A 20,677-nucleotide genomic window follows, 5' to 3' on the forward strand; every position below is an offset into this window, starting at 1 on the left:
TCAGAGCGACAGATATGAAAAAAATATTCAACTATATAGCCACTCTTTGTTTGATCATTTCTCTGCTTTTCTTGCAGGCATGTCAGGACGATTTTCTGGATAAGCCAGTCCAGGGAGCATTGGGAGATGATGTTTTGGCAAATGCAAAAGGACTTGATGCACTTTTAACAGGCACATATGGTGCCTTGGACGGTCAGGGAGATTTCACCGGAGGCAGCGGCTGGGAGTCTGCACCTGACAACTGGATATATGGCGCAGTAGCCGCAGGCGACGCGCACAAAGGAAGTGACGGCGGCGACCAGACACCGATTGCGGCGATTGCGACTTTCACCTCGGGTGCAGACAATGGTTTTTTTAATACTAAATGGAAAGCTTTGTATGAAGGTGTTACCCGGGCCAACACGGTCCTAAAAGTTTTGGCATTGGTGAAAGATCTTCCGGAAGCAGAAAAAGCACCCGTTGAAGCACAGGCACGTTTTCTTCGTGGACATTATTATTTTGAATTGAAAAAAATGTGGAACATGGTTCCCTGGATTGATGAAACCACTACGGATTTCAACCAGCCAAACGATGTCGATATCTGGCCGATGATTGAGGCCGATTTAAAATTTGCTTACGAGAATTTACCGGCAACACAATCGCAGGTTGGACGTGTAAACAAATGGGCTGCCGGTGCCTATCTTGGCAAAACTTATCTTTATGAAAAGAAATTTGCATTGGCCATTCCTGTTTTTACTGATGTCATCGCAAGCGGTGTAACATCAAACGGATTAAAATATAGTCTGGTGGAATTCAAGGACAACTTCGACGCCTCAACCAAGAACAATGCAGAATCTGTTTTTGCTATTCAAATGGTGGCAAATGACGGAACACTTGACATTTACAGTGCGAATATGGGCGGAATGCTTAATTTTCCATATGGCACCGGAGCTCCTTTTAGCTGCTGCGGATTTTATCAGCCATCCCAGGCTCTTGTAAATTCATTTAGGACAGATGCAAACGGATTGCCCCTAATTGACGACTCCAACAGCAATCCGGTAAAAAATGACATGGGCCTAACATCCTCCACTCCTTTCACACCTGATGCCGGAACGCTTGATCCGCGTCTGGACTGGACCGTTGGCCGCAGAGATATTCCTTATCATGACTGGGGACTTTATCCTGGAATGGACTGGGTTCGGGATCAGGCTTATGCAGGACCATATGCTCCTAAAAAAAATATTCACAGACAGAAAAATCAGGATATTTACGCAGATCTTAGTTCCTGGGCACCGGGAAATGCGATCAATGTACTGGTGATCCGTTTTGCTGATGTTCTGCTGATGGCGGCGGAAGCAGAGGCAAACGCAGGAAGTCTTGAAAAGGCAGAGGATTATGTTAATTTGGTAAGAGCAAGAGCGGCAAAACCATCAGGATGGCTTTATCAATATCTTGATGAATCGAATCCTATGGCAGGCTTTTCCGATAAACCGGCAGCAAACTATTCTATTAAAACATATCCGGCAGGTAAATTTTCTGGCGGAGGTAAAGATTATGCTTTGAAGGCAATCTACTTTGAACGGGGCATTGAACTTGCTATGGAAGGACACCGCTTTTTTGATCTTGTGCGCTGGGGAATTGCTGACCAGAAGTTGAACGGTTTCTTCTCTTACGAATCTAAAATTACAACTGATTTAAACGGAGCCAAATTTACCAACAGCAAAAATGTTTACTACCCTATTCCTCAATATCAGATCGATATGAGTGTAGTGGGTGGAGTGGCTAAACTTAAACAAAATCCGGGGTATAATTAAGTTGAAGTGATTGAGACAAAAATCCCCTTGTCAAATTATTGACAAGGGGATTTTTGTCTCAATACTATCCAGCCTTTACAGCTTTTAAATTATAAGGTATAGATTTAATAAGCCTTGTGTTGTTAAACTCTTCAATTACTTTAACATTTTCAGCCGGCACAATTCCACGATTTATCCAGTTGATTACCGTTTCAATATTTTTTATGTTAAACCGGTTACAATATTCCTTAATTGTTACCCAATCCGACAAATCAATAACTTTCCCCTGACTAATCAGGTAAGACTGAGCTTGTTTTATAGCGACATCCCCAGAAGACAAAAGCTCTTCAATTTCCTTGGATAATTCGGTTTTTGATTCCATACAAAGAGTTGTTAAACGGGAAAATTAAATTATAAACAGACTCACTTCAATTTTTCTAATTCTTCAATAAGGTCCTGGATTTTTTCTATTGCAGTCCAGACTCTTAATCGTTCACTTTCACTCATCTCCTCAGTTTTATCCCGAAGAAGTTGCCTCAAAGCTGCCAGATACATTCACACATTAAATAAATCCATTCTTCGATATGTGAATTTACATATTTCCTTTTGTTTGCTAACCAAACAAAAGGAAATTTTTTCATAACTATTTTTTTGACTCAAAAATCAATACAATCGATTAACCAAACGAGGATATATACATCACATTCCGTCAATCATCTATTGGCCTGATCTTATTAATACGGCAATTTTGAAATTGGTAACTAATGAGCTTTTAACGGTCGCCGGAGATTTCAAATATTTAATGACATTATAATCTGTAAGAAAAAACTTATTTGATTGATTAGCAGCATCGATTCTCTGGCATGTTAGTTATACATAAAGTCTTTGCAAATTATGATAGGAATTCCGTGGCAAGTCTGGTAAATTGATTTTTTATTGACAACATAACTAAAAATAAACTTAAAAATGATGAATACGGGACGTTGAAGCACTTATTGCTATAAGCGTAAAACAACCATTTCATCGATTTATTTAACCAATAGAATAGTGTAAAATGGGATCAGATACAAAGGAAATTGAACAGCTAGGCATTAATACGGCCAGACTTTTATCCGTAGATGCAGTACAAAAAGCGAATTCAGGGCACCCTGGAATGCCAATGGGCGCAGCGCCGATGGCACACGTATTATGGGCACATTATATGCACTATAATCCCAAAAATCCTGACTGGGCAAATCGTGACCGGTTTATATTATCAGCAGGACATGGCTGTATGCTGCAATACAGTTATTTACACCTTACAGGTTACGATCTTTCCCTGGACGATCTTAAAAATTTCAGACAACTTAATAGTAAAACCGCCGGACATCCGGAATACGGACTGGCTCCTGGAATTGACGTAACTACCGGGCCGCTTGGACAAGGTTTTGCCAACGGCGTAGGATTTGCAATAGCACAAAAACATTTGGCTGCCCGTTATAATAAGCCGGGTTATGAGATTTTCGATTATAACGTTTACGCAATCTGCAGTGATGGAGATATGATGGAAGGCGTTACTTCGGAAGCTGCTTCCCTGGCAGGTCATCTGGAACTGGGTAACATCATTTATTTATATGACGATAACCATATTTCGATAGAAGGCGCTACCGATATAGCTTTTACCGAAGATGTAGGAAAACGTTTTGAAGCATACAACTGGCACGTTCAGGCTGTGGAGGATGGAAATGATGTCGATGCATTAATTATTGCAGTAAGAAATGCAAAGGCTGAAAAAAATCGTCCATCATTGATCAGAGTAAGAACTCAGATCGCTTACGGAAGTCCAAATAAAGTAAATACTGCTGGTTCTCACGGATCTCCGCTTGGGCCTGACGAAGTAAAACTCGTTAAAGAATTCTTTGGTTTTGATCCGGCACAATTCTTTACAATTCCTGACGAAGTAGCCGTTTACTATAAAGCTGTGGGAGAAAAAGGAACCGGACTAGAAAAGAAATGGGATACACTTTTCAGTGAATACAAAGAAAAATTCCCTGAGCTTGCTGCCGAATACGAATTGGCAAAAACAGGAGAATTACCAAAAGGCTGGAAAGACAATCTGCCGGTTTTCGAAGTTTCTGATAAGAAAATGGCAACCCGCCAGGCTTCCGGAAAAGTGTTGAACGCTATTGCGTCTAGTCTTCCTAACTTCATTGGAGGTGCCGCGGATCTGGCTCCGTCAACTGATACCAATCTGAAAGAATTTGATTCTTTTACTCCTGAAAAAAGAGACGGGCGCAATTTCCATTTCGGAATCAGGGAACACGCGATGGGATCTGCTTTGAACGGAATGGCTTTGACAAAAGGGGTAATTCCATTCGGAGCAACTTTTTTGATGTTCTCCGAATACATGCGCCCTCCTATCCGTCTGGCTGCGATTATGAAAATCAGACCGATTTTTGTTTATACACATGACAGCATCGGACTGGGAGAAGACGGAACCACGCACCAGCCCGTTGAACAATTAATTTCCCTGCGTTCTATTCCAAATATTACCGTAATTCGCCCGGCGGATGCCAATGAAACGGCTGAGGCATGGAGAGTTGCATTGGAACATAAAGACGGACCGGTAGTACTCGTTTTCACCCGCCAGGGATTAACAATTCTTGATCAGACAAAATATGGCAAGGCTACACAGTTAGAAAAAGGTGCTTACATCCTTTCTGATTCAGATGAAACGCCGGAAGTGATTTTGATTGCCACAGGTTCAGAAGTCGAGCTGATTATGTCCGCGCAGGCCAAACTAAAAGAAGAAGGAATTGCAGCGCGCGTAGTGAGTATGCCATCATGGGAATTGTTTGAAAAACAGGACGATGCATACAAAGAGGAGGTTTTTCCAAAAGCAATTAGAAAACGTCTGGCAGTTGAAACGGGCTCGCCTTTGGGATGGCACAAGTACGTTACCGACGAAGGGGATATCATAGCAATGCATACATTCGGCGAGTCGGCACCGGCAGAAGAATTGTATAAAGTTTTCGGTTTTACGATTGAAAATGTAATTAATAAGGCGAAAGCTTTGTTAGGCAAATAAGCTAAAACATCAAAAACAGTCGATTTGGGCTGTTTTTGATTATATAATTGAACAGTAAATTTAATAATTCAAATAAAAGTTGGTTATGGCTACTAATAAGGTAAAACAAATACACGACTTCGGTCAAAGCATCTGGCTGGATTTTATTGATCGCAAGATTATTTTTTCAGGTGATTTAAAAAAACTGGTTGAAGAAGATGGCGTGAGAGGTGTTACTTCCAATCCTGCAATTTTCGAAAAAGCGATCAGCAGCAGTTCTGACTATGATGCAGATATCAGTGAATTATCAAAAGGCGATAAAACAAATGAAGAAATTTTCTTCGGTATTGCCGTAGCGGATATTAAACTGGCTTGTGATTTGTTGAGACCGGTTTATGACGAAGAAGTTGTTGGTTCGGATGGATACGTAAGTCTTGAAGTTTCTCCTTTCCTTGCCCTGGATACAGATGGAACGATCAAACAAGCGCTGGAACTTTGGAAAGAAGTTGATAAAGCGAACGTTATGATCAAAATTCCCGGAACTGAGCCAGGACTTGCCGCGATCAAAAAAACAATCAGTGAAGGTTTGAACATCAATGTTACTTTGCTTTTCGGACTTGACCGTTACGAAGCAGTTACAGAAGCTTACATTTCAGGTTTGGAAGAAAGAGCTGCAAAAGGTTTACCTGTTGATAAAATTTCTTCTGTTGCAAGTTTCTTCCTGAGCCGTATTGATGTTTTGGTTGATCCGCTATTGGATGAAAAAGGTCTTGGTGATTTGAAAGGCGAAGTTGCAATTGCTTCGGCTAAAAAAGCATACGAAATTTACAAAAGAGTATTTAGTACTGAACGCTGGAAAAAATTGGCTGATTTAGGTGCGGTTCCACAGCGTTTGCTTTGGGCAAGTACAAGCAGCAAGAATCCTGCATTCAAGGATACAAAATATGTTGAAGCATTGATCGGTCCTGATACCGTTGATACTATTCCGTTGGAAACATTGGAAGCATATCGTGATCACGGCGATCCTGCAAGCCGTCTGGAAGATGATCTTGACGGAGCGACCGAGATCCTTGAAAAAATTAAAGTGGCCGGTATTGATATCGATGCCATTACAAAACAGCTGGAAGAAGAAGGAATTGATAAATTTAATAAGCCATTCCAAAAATTACTGGAAGCTATTGAAGAACAAAAATCCAAAGTCAGCTAATTTGTAACTAATGGAAAGTACTGATCTTAAAATACTGTTTTTTGATATCGGTGGCGTGCTCCTCAGCAATGGCTGGGGGCACGAATCCCGCAAAATGGCAGCAGAAAAATTCGGGCTGGATTATGACGAAGTGAATGTGCTTCATAATTTCATTTTCAACGTATATGAAATCGGCAGTATTACATTAGACGAATATCTAGACACCGTAATTTTCAATCATCCCCGCGATTTTGCACGCGAAGATTTCAAAGCATTCATATATTCGCAATCTGTCGAACTGCCTTATATGCTGCAATGGCTTAAAGAATGGAAAAAAGACTGCGGCTTCCGTGTTATTTCCATTAATAATGAAGGAAAAGAATTAAACGATTATCGTGTTCACAAATTTAAATTGCACCAGTGTTTTGACGCATTCATTTCTTCCTGTGAAGTGAAAATACGCAAACCTAATCCTGGAATTTTCAATATCGCGATGGGTATAGCCCAGGCAACTCCACAGCAATGCGTCTACTTTGACGACAGGATCATGTTTACCACCACGGCACAGAAATTAGGAATACGGGCCTTTCACCACACTGGTTTCGAGTCCACGAAACAAATTCTTGAAGATCTTAAAAAAGAAACATTTCCACAATCATGAGTGATCAGCAAAAATATAATTTTGGTATGATCGGCCTTGGTACCATGGGCCGTAACTTACTTCTTAATATTGGCGACCATGGCTTTGCCGGCGCAGGATATGATAAAGATGCAACAAAAGGTACCTTGCTTGAAGAAGAAGGCAAGGATATAAAAGTGAAAGGATTTAGTGATGTCAAAGAATTCATCGCCAGCCTTACCACGCCGCGCGCTGTGATGATGCTGGTTCCGGCCGGTAAAATCGTTGACAGTGTAATTGAAGAACTTTTGCCCCTTTTAGACAAAGGCGATATATTGATCGATGGAGGAAATTCACACTTTGTTGATACCAACCGCCGCGTCGATTATCTTGAAAATCTGGGTTATCATTTCTTCGGAATGGGGATTTCAGGTGGAGAAGAAGGTGCACGCAGAGGACCAAGCATTATGCCTGGCGGTGATAAGGAAGCTTACAGTGTTATGAAGCCCATTCTGGAATCGATAGCTGCAAAAGTGGACGGCGCACCTTGTGTCACGTATATCGGGCAAGGTTCAGCTGGCCATTTTGTTAAAATGGTTCATAACGGCATTGAATACGGCTTAATGCAGTTGATTTCAGAAACTTACGAAATCCTGAAAACCGGTTTGAAACTGGATGACGATTCGATCCAAAAACTTTTTGAAAAATGGAACGAAGGCCGTCTGCAATCATTCCTGATTGATATAACAAAAGACATTTTCAAATACAAAGCACCTGGTACTGATCATTTGCTTTTGGATGATATCAAAGACGAAGCCAGAGCAAAAGGAACCGGAAAATGGACTTCCCAGGCTGCAATGGATTTACAATCGCCAATTCCTACAATTGATACAGCGGTTGCGATGCGTGATCTATCAAAATACAAAGCACTTCGTGAAAAGGCAGCGACTCTTTATAGTAATGCTGAAACTGCGAAACTGGATGTAGATCAGGACGCATTTTTAGCTGAACTTGAAGAAGCATTTTATTTCGCCATGATCATCACCTATGCGCAAGGTATGCAAATGCTTTCCAACGCGTCAGTTGAATATAATTATGGTCTGAATCTTTCAGAAATCGCTAAGATCTGGCGTGGTGGATGTATTATCCGCTCGGCTTTCTTGAATGATATTTACAATGCTTATGAAAAGGATAATGAGCTTGCTCATTTGCTTTTGGACGAAAGTGTTGCTAAAACTGTAAATGAAACAATTTCCGGTGTTCGGTCTGTCATTTCCACTTCGGTTTCCAGTGGTATTGCTGTTCCTGCTTTTGCTGCTTCATTAAGCTATTTTGATGCTTTCCGCAGCAAAAGAATGCCTTCAAACCTGATTCAGGCACAGAGGGATTTCTTTGGCGCACATACCTACGAACTAATTGGGAAAGAAGGTGTTTTCCATACACAATGGGTTCCAAAAAACTAACCGGAAATTTTAAAATTAGTCCGTTAAACTAACGACATCATGTATTCAACTATTAAATCACAACCGACCATATTCATTATTTTTGGCGGTACCGGTGACCTGAATTCACGAAAACTGGCCCCCGCTTTATATAATTTATACCTGGAAGGTTGGTTGCCCGACCAATTTTCTATTATAGGAACTGGCCGTACTCCGCTTTCTGATGATGATTTTAAAGGAAAACTTCTTGAAGGAATAAATTCATTTTCAAGAAGTGGTAAAGCAAAAGATGATAAGTGGGCTGATTTCTCTCAACATCTTCATTACCAGGTTTCTGATATTAACAATCACGAAACGTATAAGGAATTTGGTTCAAGAATTACTGCGCATAATGCAGAGTGGGGAACAGAGGCGAATGTAATTTATTACCTGGCCGTATCTCCAAATTTCTTCCCGATTATTGCTGAAAATATTTCAAAAAGTAATCTGGCCGAAGATCCTGAAAAAACCAGAATCGTTATTGAAAAACCATTTGGCCATGACCTTGACTCTGCTGTTTCATTGAACAAATTGCTTTCGGGCATTTTTGATGAAAAACAGATTTATCGTATTGACCACTATCTGGGTAAGCAAACGGTTCAGAATATTATGGCTTTCCGTTTTGCCAATGCAATTTTGGAACCAATCTGGAACCGGAATTATATCGAGCACGTACAGATTTCTGTTACCGAACAATTGGGCGTTGAAGAACGCGGTGATTATTACGATGGTTCAGGCGCGATGCGTGACATGATCCAGAATCACTTGCTTCAATTGCTTTGTCTGGTTGCGATGGAATCTCCTGTAAGTTTTGATGCGGACGAAATCCGTAACCGGAAAGTAGATGTATTGAAAGCGATGCGGAAATTTACAGCGGAAGATGTACGTTTATCTGCTGTTCGTGGACAGTATGGAAGCGGATGGATGAAAGGAAAAGAAGTGCCCGGATACCGCGAAGAACCAAATGTAGACAAAGAATCTAATACTGAAACTTTTGCTGCGATCAAGTTTTTTGTAGACAACTGGCGCTGGCAGGGCGTTCCTTTTTATGTGCGTACCGGAAAAAGATTACATCAGTCTGCTTCGGTAATTACCATTCAGTTCAAGGATGTTCCTCACATGGTTTTCCCGAAAGAGGCAAATGAAAGCTGGCAGCAAAACCGTCTCATCATCAGCATTCAGCCCGAAATGAGCATTCGTTTGCAGGTTCAGGCTAAACGCCCGGGACTGGATATGTATCTGAATGCCGTTGATATGGTTTTTGATTACAAAGGAACGTACACAACCGAAGCACCGGAAGCTTATGAAACGTTGCTTTTGGATACGATGCTTGGAGACCAGACTTTGTTTATGCGCGGTGATCAGGTGGAAACCGCCTGGGAACTGATCATGCCAATTCTAAATGCGTGGCAGGGACGAAAAAGTTTGAACTTCCCGAATTATTCAGCAGATTCATGGGGACCGGAAATCGCAGAGGCACTGATCGCACGAGATGGCTTTCACTGGTTTACTTTGCCTATCAAGAGCAAAAAATAAAATAATAATTAGTCAAAAAGCAAATAGGGGAAAGCTGAAATCAGCTCTCCCCTATTTTTCTATTATTAAAAAAGAAGTTTATCCACCAATTATTCAGCACATCGGTTTGGATGGTGAGACATGGCCATCATGCCTCTTAATTCTTTACGTTTTAGTCTTTCAAGATTTTTCTTTTTCCCGAATTCAAGCAGTTTCTGACCGTAATCTGTTTTGAAAAAATGCGATTCCAAAAGACAGATCGTTGCTTTTCTCCAATGACTGCTATCTATTTTACATCCGGTTTTTCTTTCAACCTCTTCATGCATCAACATATCACGCGCAGAAAATTGTTCTGTCCCAAAATGATATAAATCCGCGTCACACATAATTTGCTGTAATAGATTCTCAGGTTTTTGAGGCATCACCGTTGCCATGATACATTTTTGTACTTCCAGGATTAGTAACTCTTCAATTCCCATTTTTGAAAGGAAACTACGCGCCATATCAGCTCCTCTTTGCTCATGCCCGCAAGGTTCACCTGTGTAATAGCCAGTATCATGAAACCAGGAAGCAGTCGTAAGAATAAAAGTTTCCTTTTCATCAAGCCCATAATGACGAGCCATTTTGGTAGCATGCATAACAACATCCCGCGTATGCGCAAAGTTGTGGAATGTTAGCGTTGTATCCTCTTTTGCACCAAAAAAAAGCCCCACATAGTGCTGAACATTTTCAAGAATTTCCGAATACCTCATATGCTGGAAATAAAAATTGTCACTTTTGATAAAATCGGGTTTGACACGAATTTCAATAACGCTTACAAAACCTGTACCAATTTACAGATCAATTTCGAATTCATTATGAATTTACAAATAGAGAACGGACTTTCCGAAAAAAAATTTCCCATTTCTTTATTTACAACTCAAAATTTTGACAAAAAGACGAAATGCCATAGAAACTCTTCCCGCGGTTACCATTTTGTCTGATAATATTACAAAAAACAGACCAAAGAAAAGTTAGTCTTCTTTCTTTTTGCTGACAACTTTTCCTGTTTTGTCAAACGTCAAGTGCATTTCTGATCCCGCCGTTTCCAATTCAACTTTGTATGTAACCACACCCGCATTATCCGTCTTTTTCGGATCATGAATTGTGTAACCCTTATAGTCCTTTGCAATTGCAGCTGTCACTTCTTTCGGCAATTGATCTGCTTTAATTTCCTGCTTATGTTTTACAACTTTACCCGTTTTATCAAGCCAAAGTTCATGGTCATCTTTTACGATTTTAAATTCCACTTTATATAGTCCCGCTTTCTGTTTCCACTCAACTTTTTCCGCTTTGGCGTATTGTTGTTTAAATGTATTGAGCACTACCGATGGCACGTCTGTTTCCTTGATATCCTGGCCAAAACTTACAGCAGCATAAAACATCATACAGACTACAAAAATCAACTTTTTCATAATAGTTTAAATTTAGTTTATAAAATTAAAAATCCGGTTTCAAGCAAAATAACCAGTAAAAATTACCTTTTTCGTCTTGGAAGTTCATAAATAACACGGGCAAGAATGCTGACACCATGATCTTTTAAATTTAATGGAATTCCGGTCACTATTCCTAACGCAAGATTGGGAGTTAATGCCAATTTAATTTGTGGACGAATTACCGTTTCAGCCTTCATTCCCAAATATTCCTGATTCACTTCCACACCCAGCAAATTCCCGGTTCCGCCAAATTCATAATGCATACTGGCATTGACCTGATAATATCTTTCCGGCTTGCTTTCCCCGGAAGTAAATTCCCACTCCGGACCAGTGTAAATCATCGAATGAACATGTTTCCCCCATCTTTTTGCAACAACAAAAAACGGACTCATACTGTGTCCTTTCAACGGAGCCGAACCATGACTTAACGAATAAAAAGAATGTGCCTTGAACTCATGAATATATCCAATTGCCATAGACATGCCATATTTTGGCGCCACCAGAAAAGTATATTGCGAAGCAAGTTTTACGCCTTCCATTCTGTTTCTCGGCATTTCGTCACCTGCTTTGTGTTCAAATGCAGGTTTATAAAAAATAAATGGTACTTCAACTTCCAGGCCTAAACGGTTTGCCGGAGAAAATTCATATTCAAAGAAACCTGTGTTCGCTACGTATCCGCTTTTGTTTTCCATTCCCCAGCCCAGGTTCAATTCCTTTTCGCCTTTTCGAGCACCAAGGTCACGTATCAGATCCATATAAATCGGTTCAGCGTGATGGATTTTCACTGGTAGTCTCTTTGTCAAAGAATCAGTTTGGCTAAATGCAATAGAATTAAAAGCCAGGAATATGAGTGTTGTGATGATGTGTTTCATACTTTTAACGTTTGTTGATACAATGTTAAAAGTCAAAACCGGAAAGACTTGGTAATAGCCGACCCTGATTATTTCATTTGAAAGAAACTGTCATCTGATGTCCATTTTCATAAGAATATCCTATAGACAAATCGTACAGATTTGCTATCGCCTTAACAATGGCCAAACCTAAACCGGTGGAGTTTTTCTCATTTGTCTTTTTGTGAAACCTTTTGAAAATATATTCCTGGTTCAAAGGCACTTCACTTCCCGAATTGTGAATAGTGAAGGAAGATGGATTTATAATTATTCGTACAAATCCATTTGGAATGTTATGAACAATGGCGTTTTTGATAAAATTGGTGATCAGAATTTCGGCCAGATTTTTATTCATTTCAACCAACAACTGACCATTTTCCCGAAACGAAAATGAGACGTTTTTATAGTCGGCAAAATCTGTAAATTCCTCGATGATGGTTTTGAAAACAGAATTGATATTAACCTGTTCATTATCCTGAAATTGTTTATTTTCAATTTTTGACAATAATAATAACGACTTATTAAGCTTCGTTAGTCTCTCCAAAGTCTGGATAACCTGGCCAATCGCAATAAGATTTGTTTCGGTTTGATCTTCTTTTTCCGCAAGCAATTCTAACTTATTAATACTGATTGCAAGAGGCGTTTGTAATTCGTGGGATGCATTTTCAATAAAATGCTTTTGTCCGTTATAAGCTTCCAAAGAACGGTTAATCAGCAACCCAACCGCTTCATTTAGTTCCTTAAATTCTTTCACCTCCGTTTCTGCTGGTGTTATTACAGGATCTTTCCCAAGTTTGAATTGTTTCAACTGTTCAAGCAAAAGATAGAACGGCTTCCAGGTTTTTTTTAACAAAAAATTATTGACAATAATAATACTTGTTATTAAGGCGACATAAAGCCAGATCAGAGAATAAAATAAATCCTCGATTAGGTCATCTTCCTCCACCATCGACGAAATTACCTTCAATTCATAATAACGGTTATTGAGTCTGAAAGCGGAAGTAAGCATACGAACCGGTTCAAAATCCTCTTCGTTCAGCATGTACATAAGTGTGTCCATGTGAATATCTTTTTGCGGTAACGCCAGGGTTTCCGGAATTTCCCTGATTTCATAATTACTTTCTGCAAACTCGTTCCGCGTCAAAATTGTAGAATCTTCCTGTGCCTTCTTGATAATTAACAGTTTGTAATTGTCCAGCCCATCATCCAGACTATCATATACTTCATCAAGCATATTGATATAAAAAATTGCCGCCCAAACGCTTATAATTACAAACAGCGTTATAGAAAGATATTTTAGTGTGTGGTTGAGCAGTTTCATATTACCATCAGTTTATAACCCAGGCCGTAAACCGCCTGGATTTCCACACCCGCCTGGCTCTCTTTCAATTTTTTGCGAAGATTTTTTATTTGAGAATAAATAAATTCAAAGTCATCCGCCTCGTCCATATGATCGCCCCAGACGTGCTCAGCCAGCGAGGTTTTATTGACAAGACGGTTTTTATTAACAATCATATAAGTCAGAATATCAAATTCCTTACGGTTTAAGGCAAGCAATTCATTTTCAATATGAAGTGTCCTGTCATCAAGATCCAGTTTCAAATTAGCAAGTTCAACCGTGTTTTTTCCTCCAAAAGATTTCCTCCTTAGTACTGATTTAATTCTTGCATTCAACTCTGCGATGTGGAAAGGTTTAGTCAAATAATCATCCGCACCAAGTTCAAGACCAGCCAATTTATCATCCAGGGAATCTTTTGCTGAAATAATAATGACATTATCGGATTTATCAAGATCTTTCAACTCCTGAAGAATGTCCAGTCCGCTGCCGCCAGGAATCATTATGTCAAGTAATATACAATCGTAGTTAAAAGAAATAATCTTATTCAGCGCACTAGTATAGTCGCTGGCGGTTTCAACAAGAAAATTTTCCTTTTCCAGCGACTCCCGTATTACTTCCTGTAATTCTGGTTCGTCTTCAATTATCAGTATTTTCATAGGAAACAAAGGTCAACAACAAAACTGGAAAGAAACGGGAATTTGTTCAATGATAGAATTTTGAATGAGTGAATGAGTGAATGGGGTTTTAGAAATTTCCGGATCAACTAGTCATTATAGTGGATTAAAATTGTGCCTATTTTATTACATTTTCGACTATGATTGAGTCAGCAGTATTTGAACTCTTAGTTTTAATTAAAGTCGATAAACATCTTTTCTCACACCCATTTTTAAATTAACGATGTTAGATAACCGTTAAAATCAACGCCAGGGCCAATTTTACAAATTTTGGTCAACATTTTATTCGATGCATGTTCTTATTAATGGGCTATACAATTTACTCTTCTTTCAAACGGACAATTGCTGAAAGATTTCAACGTAACCACCTAATTAATAAAGTACACTTAAACTATGAAATAATTTTCTATTTTAGGTTCAGATTAACTATCTCACCTTGATATGAAGCATACATTACTATTACTAGGTTTAAACCTGATTTCCATTCTTCCCTGCCGCGGGCAGGATACATTAAGGCTAACACTGGAACAGGCCCAGGAGCGGTTTGTACAAAAAAACTTTGCGCTGATCGCCCAAAAATTCAATGTCAACATTGCCGAGGCTGGGGTCGAGCAGGCCAAACTGTGGTACAATCCAAATCTGTTTGTAGAGACAAACCTTTACAATGGTTACACCCACAAATTTTTACCTTACGGCAAGCAGGAAGATTTAATTAACCCAACCGGCGGCGTTATTAATTTACAGCTTCAACAGGTTTTAAGTCTGACGGGAAGCCGAAGCAAACTGGTTAAACTCGCCCAATCCAATGTTGCTCTACAGCAGTCCGCTTTTCAGGATGTGATGCGAAATGCGCGTTACACCTTATCGCGGACTTTCGGTAATCTTGTCAATGAGCAAGCCAAACTACGGATGCTTAATGAAGAGCGTACGCGTTTGGAAAATCTTCTGGAAGCTTTTCGTGCACAGCTGAAACTGGGTGTTATCGCACCTTATGAAGTGACGCGACTTGAACTCGAACAAAAGAATTTCGAGCGGGATCTTGCCGGTCTCAACGTCCGGATTTCCCAGGACGAATCTATCATGCGGGTGTTATTGTCGGAAAGCGGAACGGTTTATATTGTGCCTACTTCTTCAGCCACAACGAATACCACGCCGGCTTTAATACAGCTTCTTGATCTTGCTTACGCAAACAGACCCGATTTGCAGGCCGCTCAGTTACAGATTCAATACAACCAAAACAACCTGACTTATCAGAGATCGCTGGCAACGCCAAATTTGACCATCGGAGCGGATTATCAGCGTGTTGGTTCTGCATTTCCTCATTACGTAGGCGTACAGGCACTTATTGATCTTCCGGTTAGAAATAAAAATCAGGGAAATATTCAAAGTGCCAAGGTAGGCATTGATCAATCCAAAACCACTTCTGATTTAGCACATTTGCAGGTTGAACAGGACGTTGTCGCCGCCTCACAGCAATATCAGCAAGCACTTATTCAGCAACAGCGGATCTCGCAGGCATATCTTCAAAGCATAGAAGAAATTTCTAAAAATGCGACCGAGGATTATGCAAAAAGGATTATTGATCTCGTCAGTTTTATAGATAAAATCAGGGCGTACAGGGATGCTCAGGTCAATTTAATTGATCTTCAAAATGATCTTTTCCAGGCACAGCAACTACTCAATTTTGTCACAAATACAAAAACCTTCTAAAATTCTCACCTTATGAAAATATTAATAGGATTCGTCCCACTGGCCTTTTTGTGGCTGGCAGCATGCAACCGTTCTGAAAAACCTAAGGAAGCAGAAACAAAAGATACAGGCTCGACATTCAGAACCGATACCGTAGCATTGAGAAATTTTGAGGAAGAACTGCAATTCACCGGACAGGTTTCTTTTGACCAGAAAAAAGTGGATAAAGTATTTCCAATCGTAAGCGGAAATGTGCTGGAAGTAAAAGCTGATCTTGGTGCATATGTTAAAAAAGGACAAGTTTTGGCTACACTTCAAAGCGGTGATGTGAGTGATTTTCTGAAAGATCAGAATACAGCCAAAGCCAATTTTGATATAGCAAAAAGAAATGCAGATAATGTAGAACAACTATATAAAACCAAGTTTTCTTCTGAAAACGATTTGGTAAACGCCAGAAAACAACTGGAAATTGCCAGCTCTGAATTGGAACGTTCTAACCAGGTTTTGAAACTTTATGGAGGAACCGGCGGACCTGGGAAACAACCGGTTTTCACTGTTAAGGCACCAGAAAATGGTTATGTTGTTGAAAAAAATGTCAATGCAGATATGCAGATTCGTTCAGACAATTCAGATCCTTTATTTACCATTTCTGATTTAACTGACGTCTGGGTTTTGGTTAATATTTATGAATCAGATATTCAGTCAGTAAAACAAGGTGCCCAGGTCAATATCACGACATTGGCTTATCCTGACAAAGTTTTTACAGGGTCCATTTCAAACATCAGTCAAGTTATTGATAATGACAGCAAAGTTTTGCAGGCAAGAGTTGTTCTGGCAAATCCGGGTGGACTTCTGAAACCTGATATGTTTTGCAATGTAAAACTGCATATTGAAAAGCCGGAGAAATTGCTGGCGGTAAATCCTATTTCGGTAATTTTTAGTCAGGATAGTTATTTTGTGATTAAAGAAGTGAAAGCCGGTGAGTACAAAACTATCCCGGTTGAAATCCTGAAAAACACTTCCAAATATATGTATGTAAAGGGCGCTTTGCAGCACGGAGATAAAGTGGTCACCGAAGGTGCGTTAATGTTATTCAGCGAATTAACCAATAATTGATTCTATGGATAAGCTCATAAAAAGTATCATTGGATTTTCGCTTAAAAATAAGGCGATAATCTTTTTCATAACGCTGCTCGTGGTTGTGGCCGGTGCAGTAAGTTTCTATTTTACACCAGTTGAGGCCTATCCGGATGTAACGAATACGGAAGTTGTTATCATCACGCAATGGCCCGGAAGAAGTGCCGAAGAAGTGGAGCGTTTCATTTCGGTTCCTATTGAAACAGAGATGAATTCGATCAGTCATAAATCTGCATTGCGTTCCATCAATTTGTTTGGATTATCATTTATCAAAATCGTTTTTGAGGATGGGATCGATGGATTTAATGCCAGGATGGAAGCTTCTCAAAAGCTTGCAAACGTAAATCTGCCGGATGGTGTTGATGCAGAAATACAACCTCCCGCGGGGCCAACCGGTGAAATCTACCGATACACGCTGGAATCAGAAACGAAAACAAATACAGAACTGAAAACTATCCAGGACTGGGTTGTTGAAAAAAGTCTGAAAGCGGTTTCCGGTATTGCAGATGTGGTAAGTTTTGGAGGTCATATCAAAACCTTTGAGGTAAGTGTAAATCCGAATTTACTTGCCAAATATAATCTGACGGCACTTGATATTTACAGCGCGTTGCAAAGAGCCAATGTGAACGTAGGCGGAGATGTTTTACGACAAGGCCAACAGGCTTTCGTTGTTCGTGGAATCGGGATAGTGACAAGTGTTGCAGACATTGAAAAAATCATTGTTAAAAACCTTAACGGTGTTCCGGTAAGGATGACGAATATTGGTACCGTTCATGAGTCTGCATTACCTCAGTTAGGAATTGTTGGCCGCGACAGCCATGATGACGCCGTGGAAGGAATTGTATTGATGAGAAAAGGTGAAAATCCGGGCGAAGTTTTACCGGCATTAAAAGCAAAGGTAGATTATTTGAATAGTATCGTTCTTCCATCCGATGTTAAAATCAAAGTATTCTACGACCGGACAGAACTGAACAGCCATACGCTAAGGACCGTTGGAGAAAATGTGGCTATGGGGATTACGTTGGTAACGGTGATCCTTTTAATTTTCCTTGCTGACTGGCGCACAACAGTAACCGTTGCGCTTGTAATTCCATTGGCTTTATTATTCGCCTTCATTTTGATGCGCGCAAAAGGTATGAGTGCAAACTTACTTTCTATCGGCGCTATCGACTTTGGGATCATCATTGACGGAGCCGTTGTAATGGTTGAAGGACTCTTCGTAATGCTCGCTCATTGGGCAGAAACGGAAGGCATGGAGAAATTTAACAAGCGGGCCAAACTTGGAAAAATTCTCAAAACCGCGGTAGAAATGGGTAAATCCATTTTTGTTTCCAAACTGATCATTATCACTGCATTACTGCCAATTTTTTCTTTCCAGAAAGTTGAGGGAAAACTTTTTAGTCCGCTTGCATTTACAATGGGGTTTGCACTTTTGGGAGCTTTGCTGCTGGCGCTGACTTTTGTTCCGGTGATGAGCAGTATTTTGTTAAATAAAAACGTTCGGGAACGTCATAACCCGATCATTGAATGGCTTAACAGGAATTATTCGCCCTTGTTAAACCACGTGATGCTGCATCCAAAAAGAGCTGTCATTACAGCCGTAGCAGCACTTTCTATTGCGATATTTTCTTTCCGCTGGGTAGGTTCAGAATTCCTTCCGCATTTGAATGAAGGTTCTATTTATGTAAGGGCGAGTATGCCTCTTTCGGTAAGTTTGGAAGACAGCTATCACTACACCAGGAAATTCCGGCAGATTTTCGAGCAGTTTCCGGAAGTAAGAGGTGTCATTTCCCAAACCGGAAGACCAAATGACGGAACGGATGCAACAGGTTTTTTCAACCAGGAGTTTTTTGTTGATTTATTTCCAAAAGAAGAATGGAAACGGGATATTTCCAAGGAAGAACTGATACGTCAGATGCAGGCAAAACTTGCGGTTTATAAGGGAATTGATTTTGGCTTTTCCCAGCCGATTTCTGATAATGTGGAAGAAGCAGTTTCGGGTGTTAAGGGTTCTATTGCTGTCAAAATTACCGGAAACGATTTAAATCTGCTGGATAAGAAATCCGATGAAGTTTTTGCGCAGCTAAAAACTGTAAGCGGAATTGAAGATCTTGGAATTTTCCGAAATCTCGGTCAGCCGGAACTCCGAATTACTTTAAATCCCGATAAAATGGCGCAGTATGGCGTGGATGCGGCAGATGCGAATGCAGTAATTGAAATGGCAATTGGTGGTAAAGCTGTTAGCCAGGTGTATGAAGGTGAACGGAAATTTGATTTACGTTTACGGTATGATCTTCCGTATCGTTCTTCAATCGACCAGATCGGAAATTTGCTTGTCCCGACTTTAAATGGAGGAAAGATACCGTTGAAAGAAATTTCTGCTATTAAAAATCAGGCAGGTCCCGCATTTATTTACAGAGAAGACAATGCACGTTTTATAGCTGTGAAATTCTCAGTCCGTGGTCGTGACCTTGGAAGCGCGGTGGATGAGGCGCGCCAGAAGGTTAAAGATCATGTCAAACTCGAAAAAGGCTATGAAATAAAATGGAATGGCGAATTTGAAAATCAGGAGCGCGCAGAAAAACAATTAATGATCGTTGTTCCAATTAGTATTTTATTGATATTTTTTATACTTTTCGCATCATTCGGAAATACACTGGATTCGGTGCTCGTATTACTAAATGTTCCCTTTGCGTTAATAGGCGGAATTGCAGCTTTACTGATTACAGGTGTCAATTTCAGTATTTCAGCAGGCGTGGGTTTCATTGCTTTATTTGGTGTGGCAACGCAGGACGGTGTAATTCTCGTAAATAAGTTTAGACATAACTTACAAGCCGGAATGCCGTTGGTGGAGGCAATAAAAGACGGAGCAAGATCACGTCTACGACCGGTGATTATGACTGCTTTAATGGCATCACTCGGACTTTTGCCAGCCGCCCTTAGTACAGGAATTGGCTCTGAAACGCAAAAACCTTTGGCCATTGTAGTAATCGGAGGATTGATCACAGCGACCTTATTATCGCTTTTGATACTGCCAACCATTTATGAATATATTTACAGCAGCAGAGAAAAACGAAAAAATCTTTTAAAATAATTAAATAGAGGAAGTATCGAGTATGAAAATCAGAAGGCGCAAGGCTGGTTACGTTACAGGATTTAAATCCATTTGTCTTTGCTTTTTATTCGTTTTCATTTCATGCACGCTTCGTGCACAGAAAGATACTTCCTCTACTCCAAAAGTAGGGCTGCTTTTTAATTTTGATTCCCGCAATACCTACATACATAATAAACACTTCAACATTTGGGGACTACGTGCCGGTATGAGTTTTGGAAAAAAATCACACCGCATAACTTTGGGTTACTACTGGATGGGTTATGACGCATCCAAATCCATTTTACGCTGGCATAAAATGCTGTCTCCAAGAATCAACATGTCTTCCATCACCCAGACTGATGTGCAATTTCTTAGTCTGGCTTATTGGTATCCTGTCTTAAAAACGCCAAAATGGACATTATTGGCTCCCGTTGAATTTGGTATTGGAAAACAGTCTTCCCATTATAAAGATTTTTTTGAAGACATTTTTATGAGAAGGAAAGAACGGTATTTCCAGCCATTTCAGATTGGTATTTATGCTGAGCACCGGCTTACGCCCTGGGCTGGACTTTACTTACAGACTGGCTACCGCAATGCTATAAAAAGTGGAAACATTGACCATCATTTCGGCGGCATGTATTACAGTTACGGATTGTCATTATATCCTGAAACAATTTACAAAGATTTGAAAAACTGGCGTTTGAAAAGAAAGAAAATATAATCTGTTTCAATAACAAAAATAGGCAGCCTTTATGACTGC

16 protein-coding genes are annotated in these 20,677 nt (G+C 40.0%); 10 read left to right on the plus strand and 6 right to left on the minus strand.

The window, feature by feature from the left end; translation table 11 throughout:
- Window positions 1-14: 14 nt before the first annotated feature.
- A complete protein-coding gene (locus FDK13_RS21285) occupies window positions 15-1,793 on the plus strand; it encodes a RagB/SusD family nutrient uptake outer membrane protein (RefSeq protein ID WP_137342037.1) in 1,779 nt (592 codons plus the stop codon).
- A 64-nt stretch (window positions 1,794-1,857) separates the two neighbouring features.
- Here the strand turns inward: FDK13_RS21285 and FDK13_RS21290 are convergent, their stop codons facing one another.
- Window positions 1,858-2,154, minus strand: a complete 297-nt coding sequence (locus FDK13_RS21290) for a hypothetical protein (RefSeq protein ID WP_137342038.1) — start codon at window positions 2,152-2,154, stop codon at window positions 1,858-1,860.
- Between the two features lie 672 nt (window positions 2,155-2,826).
- Here FDK13_RS21290 and tkt point away from each other — a divergent pair.
- From tkt to zwf, 5 genes are all read left to right on the plus strand, one after another.
- Window positions 2,827-4,839 carry a transketolase gene (gene tkt, locus FDK13_RS21295; protein ID WP_137342039.1) on the plus strand — a complete coding sequence of 671 codons (2,013 nt, stop codon included), beginning with the start codon at window positions 2,827-2,829 and terminating at the stop codon, window positions 4,837-4,839.
- 85 nt (window positions 4,840-4,924) lie between these two features.
- Window positions 4,925-6,025, plus strand: coding sequence for a transaldolase (gene tal, locus FDK13_RS21300; RefSeq protein ID WP_137342040.1), 1,101 nt, complete (start codon window positions 4,925-4,927; stop codon window positions 6,023-6,025).
- A 10-nt stretch (window positions 6,026-6,035) separates the two neighbouring features.
- Window positions 6,036-6,665: an HAD family hydrolase gene (locus tag FDK13_RS21305; protein WP_137342041.1), complete on the plus strand. Its 630-nt coding sequence runs from the start codon at window positions 6,036-6,038 to the stop codon at window positions 6,663-6,665.
- Window positions 6,662-8,086 (plus strand): NADP-dependent phosphogluconate dehydrogenase, encoded by a 1,425-nt coding sequence (gnd, locus tag FDK13_RS21310; protein WP_137342042.1) that lies wholly within the window; start codon window positions 6,662-6,664, stop codon window positions 8,084-8,086. The genes FDK13_RS21305 and gnd overlap by 4 nt, the downstream gene beginning before the upstream one ends.
- A 39-nt stretch (window positions 8,087-8,125) precedes the next feature.
- A complete protein-coding gene (zwf, locus tag FDK13_RS21315) occupies window positions 8,126-9,640 on the plus strand; it encodes a glucose-6-phosphate dehydrogenase (protein ID WP_137342043.1) in 1,515 nt (504 codons plus the stop codon).
- An 89-nt stretch (window positions 9,641-9,729) separates the two neighbouring features.
- Here zwf and FDK13_RS21320 read toward each other — a convergent pair whose 3' ends face one another.
- The 5 genes from FDK13_RS21320 to FDK13_RS21340 all read right to left on the minus strand — a co-directional run bounded on the left by FDK13_RS21320 (window position 9,730) and on the right by FDK13_RS21340 (window position 13,979).
- Window positions 9,730-10,371, minus strand: a complete 642-nt coding sequence (locus FDK13_RS21320) for an HD domain-containing protein (protein WP_137342044.1) — start codon at window positions 10,369-10,371, stop codon at window positions 9,730-9,732.
- Between the two features lie 261 nt (window positions 10,372-10,632).
- The gene (locus FDK13_RS21325; protein ID WP_137342045.1) at window positions 10,633-11,073 is read right to left on the minus strand and encodes a PepSY-like domain-containing protein; all 441 of its coding nucleotides are present in this window, start codon (window positions 11,071-11,073) and stop codon (window positions 10,633-10,635) included.
- A gap of 62 nt (window positions 11,074-11,135) precedes the next feature.
- On the minus strand, window positions 11,136-11,966 hold the full coding sequence (locus FDK13_RS21330; protein WP_137342046.1) for an HAEPLYID family protein: 831 nt from the start codon (window positions 11,964-11,966) through the stop codon (window positions 11,136-11,138).
- Between the two features lie 73 nt (window positions 11,967-12,039).
- Window positions 12,040-13,305, minus strand: coding sequence for a sensor histidine kinase (locus tag FDK13_RS21335; protein ID WP_137342047.1), 1,266 nt, complete (start codon window positions 13,303-13,305; stop codon window positions 12,040-12,042).
- Window positions 13,302-13,979 carry a response regulator transcription factor gene (locus FDK13_RS21340; protein WP_137342048.1) on the minus strand — a complete coding sequence of 226 codons (678 nt, stop codon included), beginning with the start codon at window positions 13,977-13,979 and terminating at the stop codon, window positions 13,302-13,304. The genes FDK13_RS21335 and FDK13_RS21340 overlap by 4 nt, the downstream gene beginning before the upstream one ends.
- Window positions 13,980-14,438: 459 nt before the next feature.
- Between FDK13_RS21340 and FDK13_RS21345 the strand changes: the two genes are divergently transcribed.
- From FDK13_RS21345 to FDK13_RS21360, 4 genes are read left to right on the plus strand one after another with little or no spacing between them, the layout of a single operon-like run.
- Complete coding sequence (locus FDK13_RS21345; RefSeq protein WP_137342049.1) at window positions 14,439-15,707, plus strand: TolC family protein; 1,269 nt, start codon at window positions 14,439-14,441, stop codon at window positions 15,705-15,707.
- Between the two features lie 12 nt (window positions 15,708-15,719).
- On the plus strand, window positions 15,720-16,802 hold the full coding sequence (locus tag FDK13_RS21350; protein WP_137342050.1) for an efflux RND transporter periplasmic adaptor subunit: 1,083 nt from the start codon (window positions 15,720-15,722) through the stop codon (window positions 16,800-16,802).
- 4 nt (window positions 16,803-16,806) lie between these two features.
- Entirely contained in the window at window positions 16,807-19,917 is a 3,111-nt protein-coding gene (locus FDK13_RS21355; protein ID WP_137342051.1) for an efflux RND transporter permease subunit, read from the plus strand.
- Between the two features lie 22 nt (window positions 19,918-19,939).
- On the plus strand, window positions 19,940-20,638 hold the full coding sequence (locus FDK13_RS21360; protein WP_137342052.1) for a hypothetical protein: 699 nt from the start codon (window positions 19,940-19,942) through the stop codon (window positions 20,636-20,638).
- Window positions 20,639-20,677: the final 39 nt, after the last annotated feature.

Origin of the sequence: Dyadobacter frigoris, from assembly GCF_005280585.1 — a bacterium.
GTDB lineage: Bacteria > Bacteroidota > Bacteroidia > Cytophagales > Spirosomataceae > Dyadobacter > Dyadobacter frigoris.

Excerpts from the sequence above, each read along its gene's own strand:
- zwf (WP_137342043.1), top strand. The coding sequence starts at position 8,126 with ATGTATTCAACTATTAAATCACAACCGACCATATTCATTATTTTTGGC.
- FDK13_RS21335 (WP_137342047.1), bottom strand. The coding sequence starts at position 13,305 with ATGAAACTGCTCAACCACACACTAAAATATCTTTCTATAACGCTGTTT.
- tkt (WP_137342039.1), top strand. The coding sequence starts at position 2,827 with ATGGGATCAGATACAAAGGAAATTGAACAGCTAGGCATTAATACGGCC.
- FDK13_RS21305 (WP_137342041.1), top strand. The coding sequence starts at position 6,036 with ATGGAAAGTACTGATCTTAAAATACTGTTTTTTGATATCGGTGGCGTG.
- FDK13_RS21340 (WP_137342048.1), bottom strand. The coding sequence starts at position 13,979 with ATGAAAATACTGATAATTGAAGACGAACCAGAATTACAGGAAGTAATA.
- gnd (WP_137342042.1), top strand. The coding sequence starts at position 6,662 with ATGAGTGATCAGCAAAAATATAATTTTGGTATGATCGGCCTTGGTACC.
- FDK13_RS21330 (WP_137342046.1), bottom strand. The coding sequence starts at position 11,966 with ATGAAACACATCATCACAACACTCATATTCCTGGCTTTTAATTCTATT.
- tal (WP_137342040.1), top strand. The coding sequence starts at position 4,925 with ATGGCTACTAATAAGGTAAAACAAATACACGACTTCGGTCAAAGCATC.
- FDK13_RS21360 (WP_137342052.1), top strand. The coding sequence starts at position 19,940 with ATGAAAATCAGAAGGCGCAAGGCTGGTTACGTTACAGGATTTAAATCC.
- FDK13_RS21345 (WP_137342049.1), top strand. The coding sequence starts at position 14,439 with ATGAAGCATACATTACTATTACTAGGTTTAAACCTGATTTCCATTCTT.
- FDK13_RS21355 (WP_137342051.1), top strand. The coding sequence starts at position 16,807 with ATGGATAAGCTCATAAAAAGTATCATTGGATTTTCGCTTAAAAATAAG.
- FDK13_RS21350 (WP_137342050.1), top strand. The coding sequence starts at position 15,720 with ATGAAAATATTAATAGGATTCGTCCCACTGGCCTTTTTGTGGCTGGCA.
- FDK13_RS21325 (WP_137342045.1), bottom strand. The coding sequence starts at position 11,073 with ATGAAAAAGTTGATTTTTGTAGTCTGTATGATGTTTTATGCTGCTGTA.
- FDK13_RS21290 (WP_137342038.1), bottom strand. The coding sequence starts at position 2,154 with ATGGAATCAAAAACCGAATTATCCAAGGAAATTGAAGAGCTTTTGTCT.
- FDK13_RS21320 (WP_137342044.1), bottom strand. The coding sequence starts at position 10,371 with ATGAGGTATTCGGAAATTCTTGAAAATGTTCAGCACTATGTGGGGCTT.
- FDK13_RS21285 (WP_137342037.1), top strand. The coding sequence starts at position 15 with ATGAAAAAAATATTCAACTATATAGCCACTCTTTGTTTGATCATTTCT.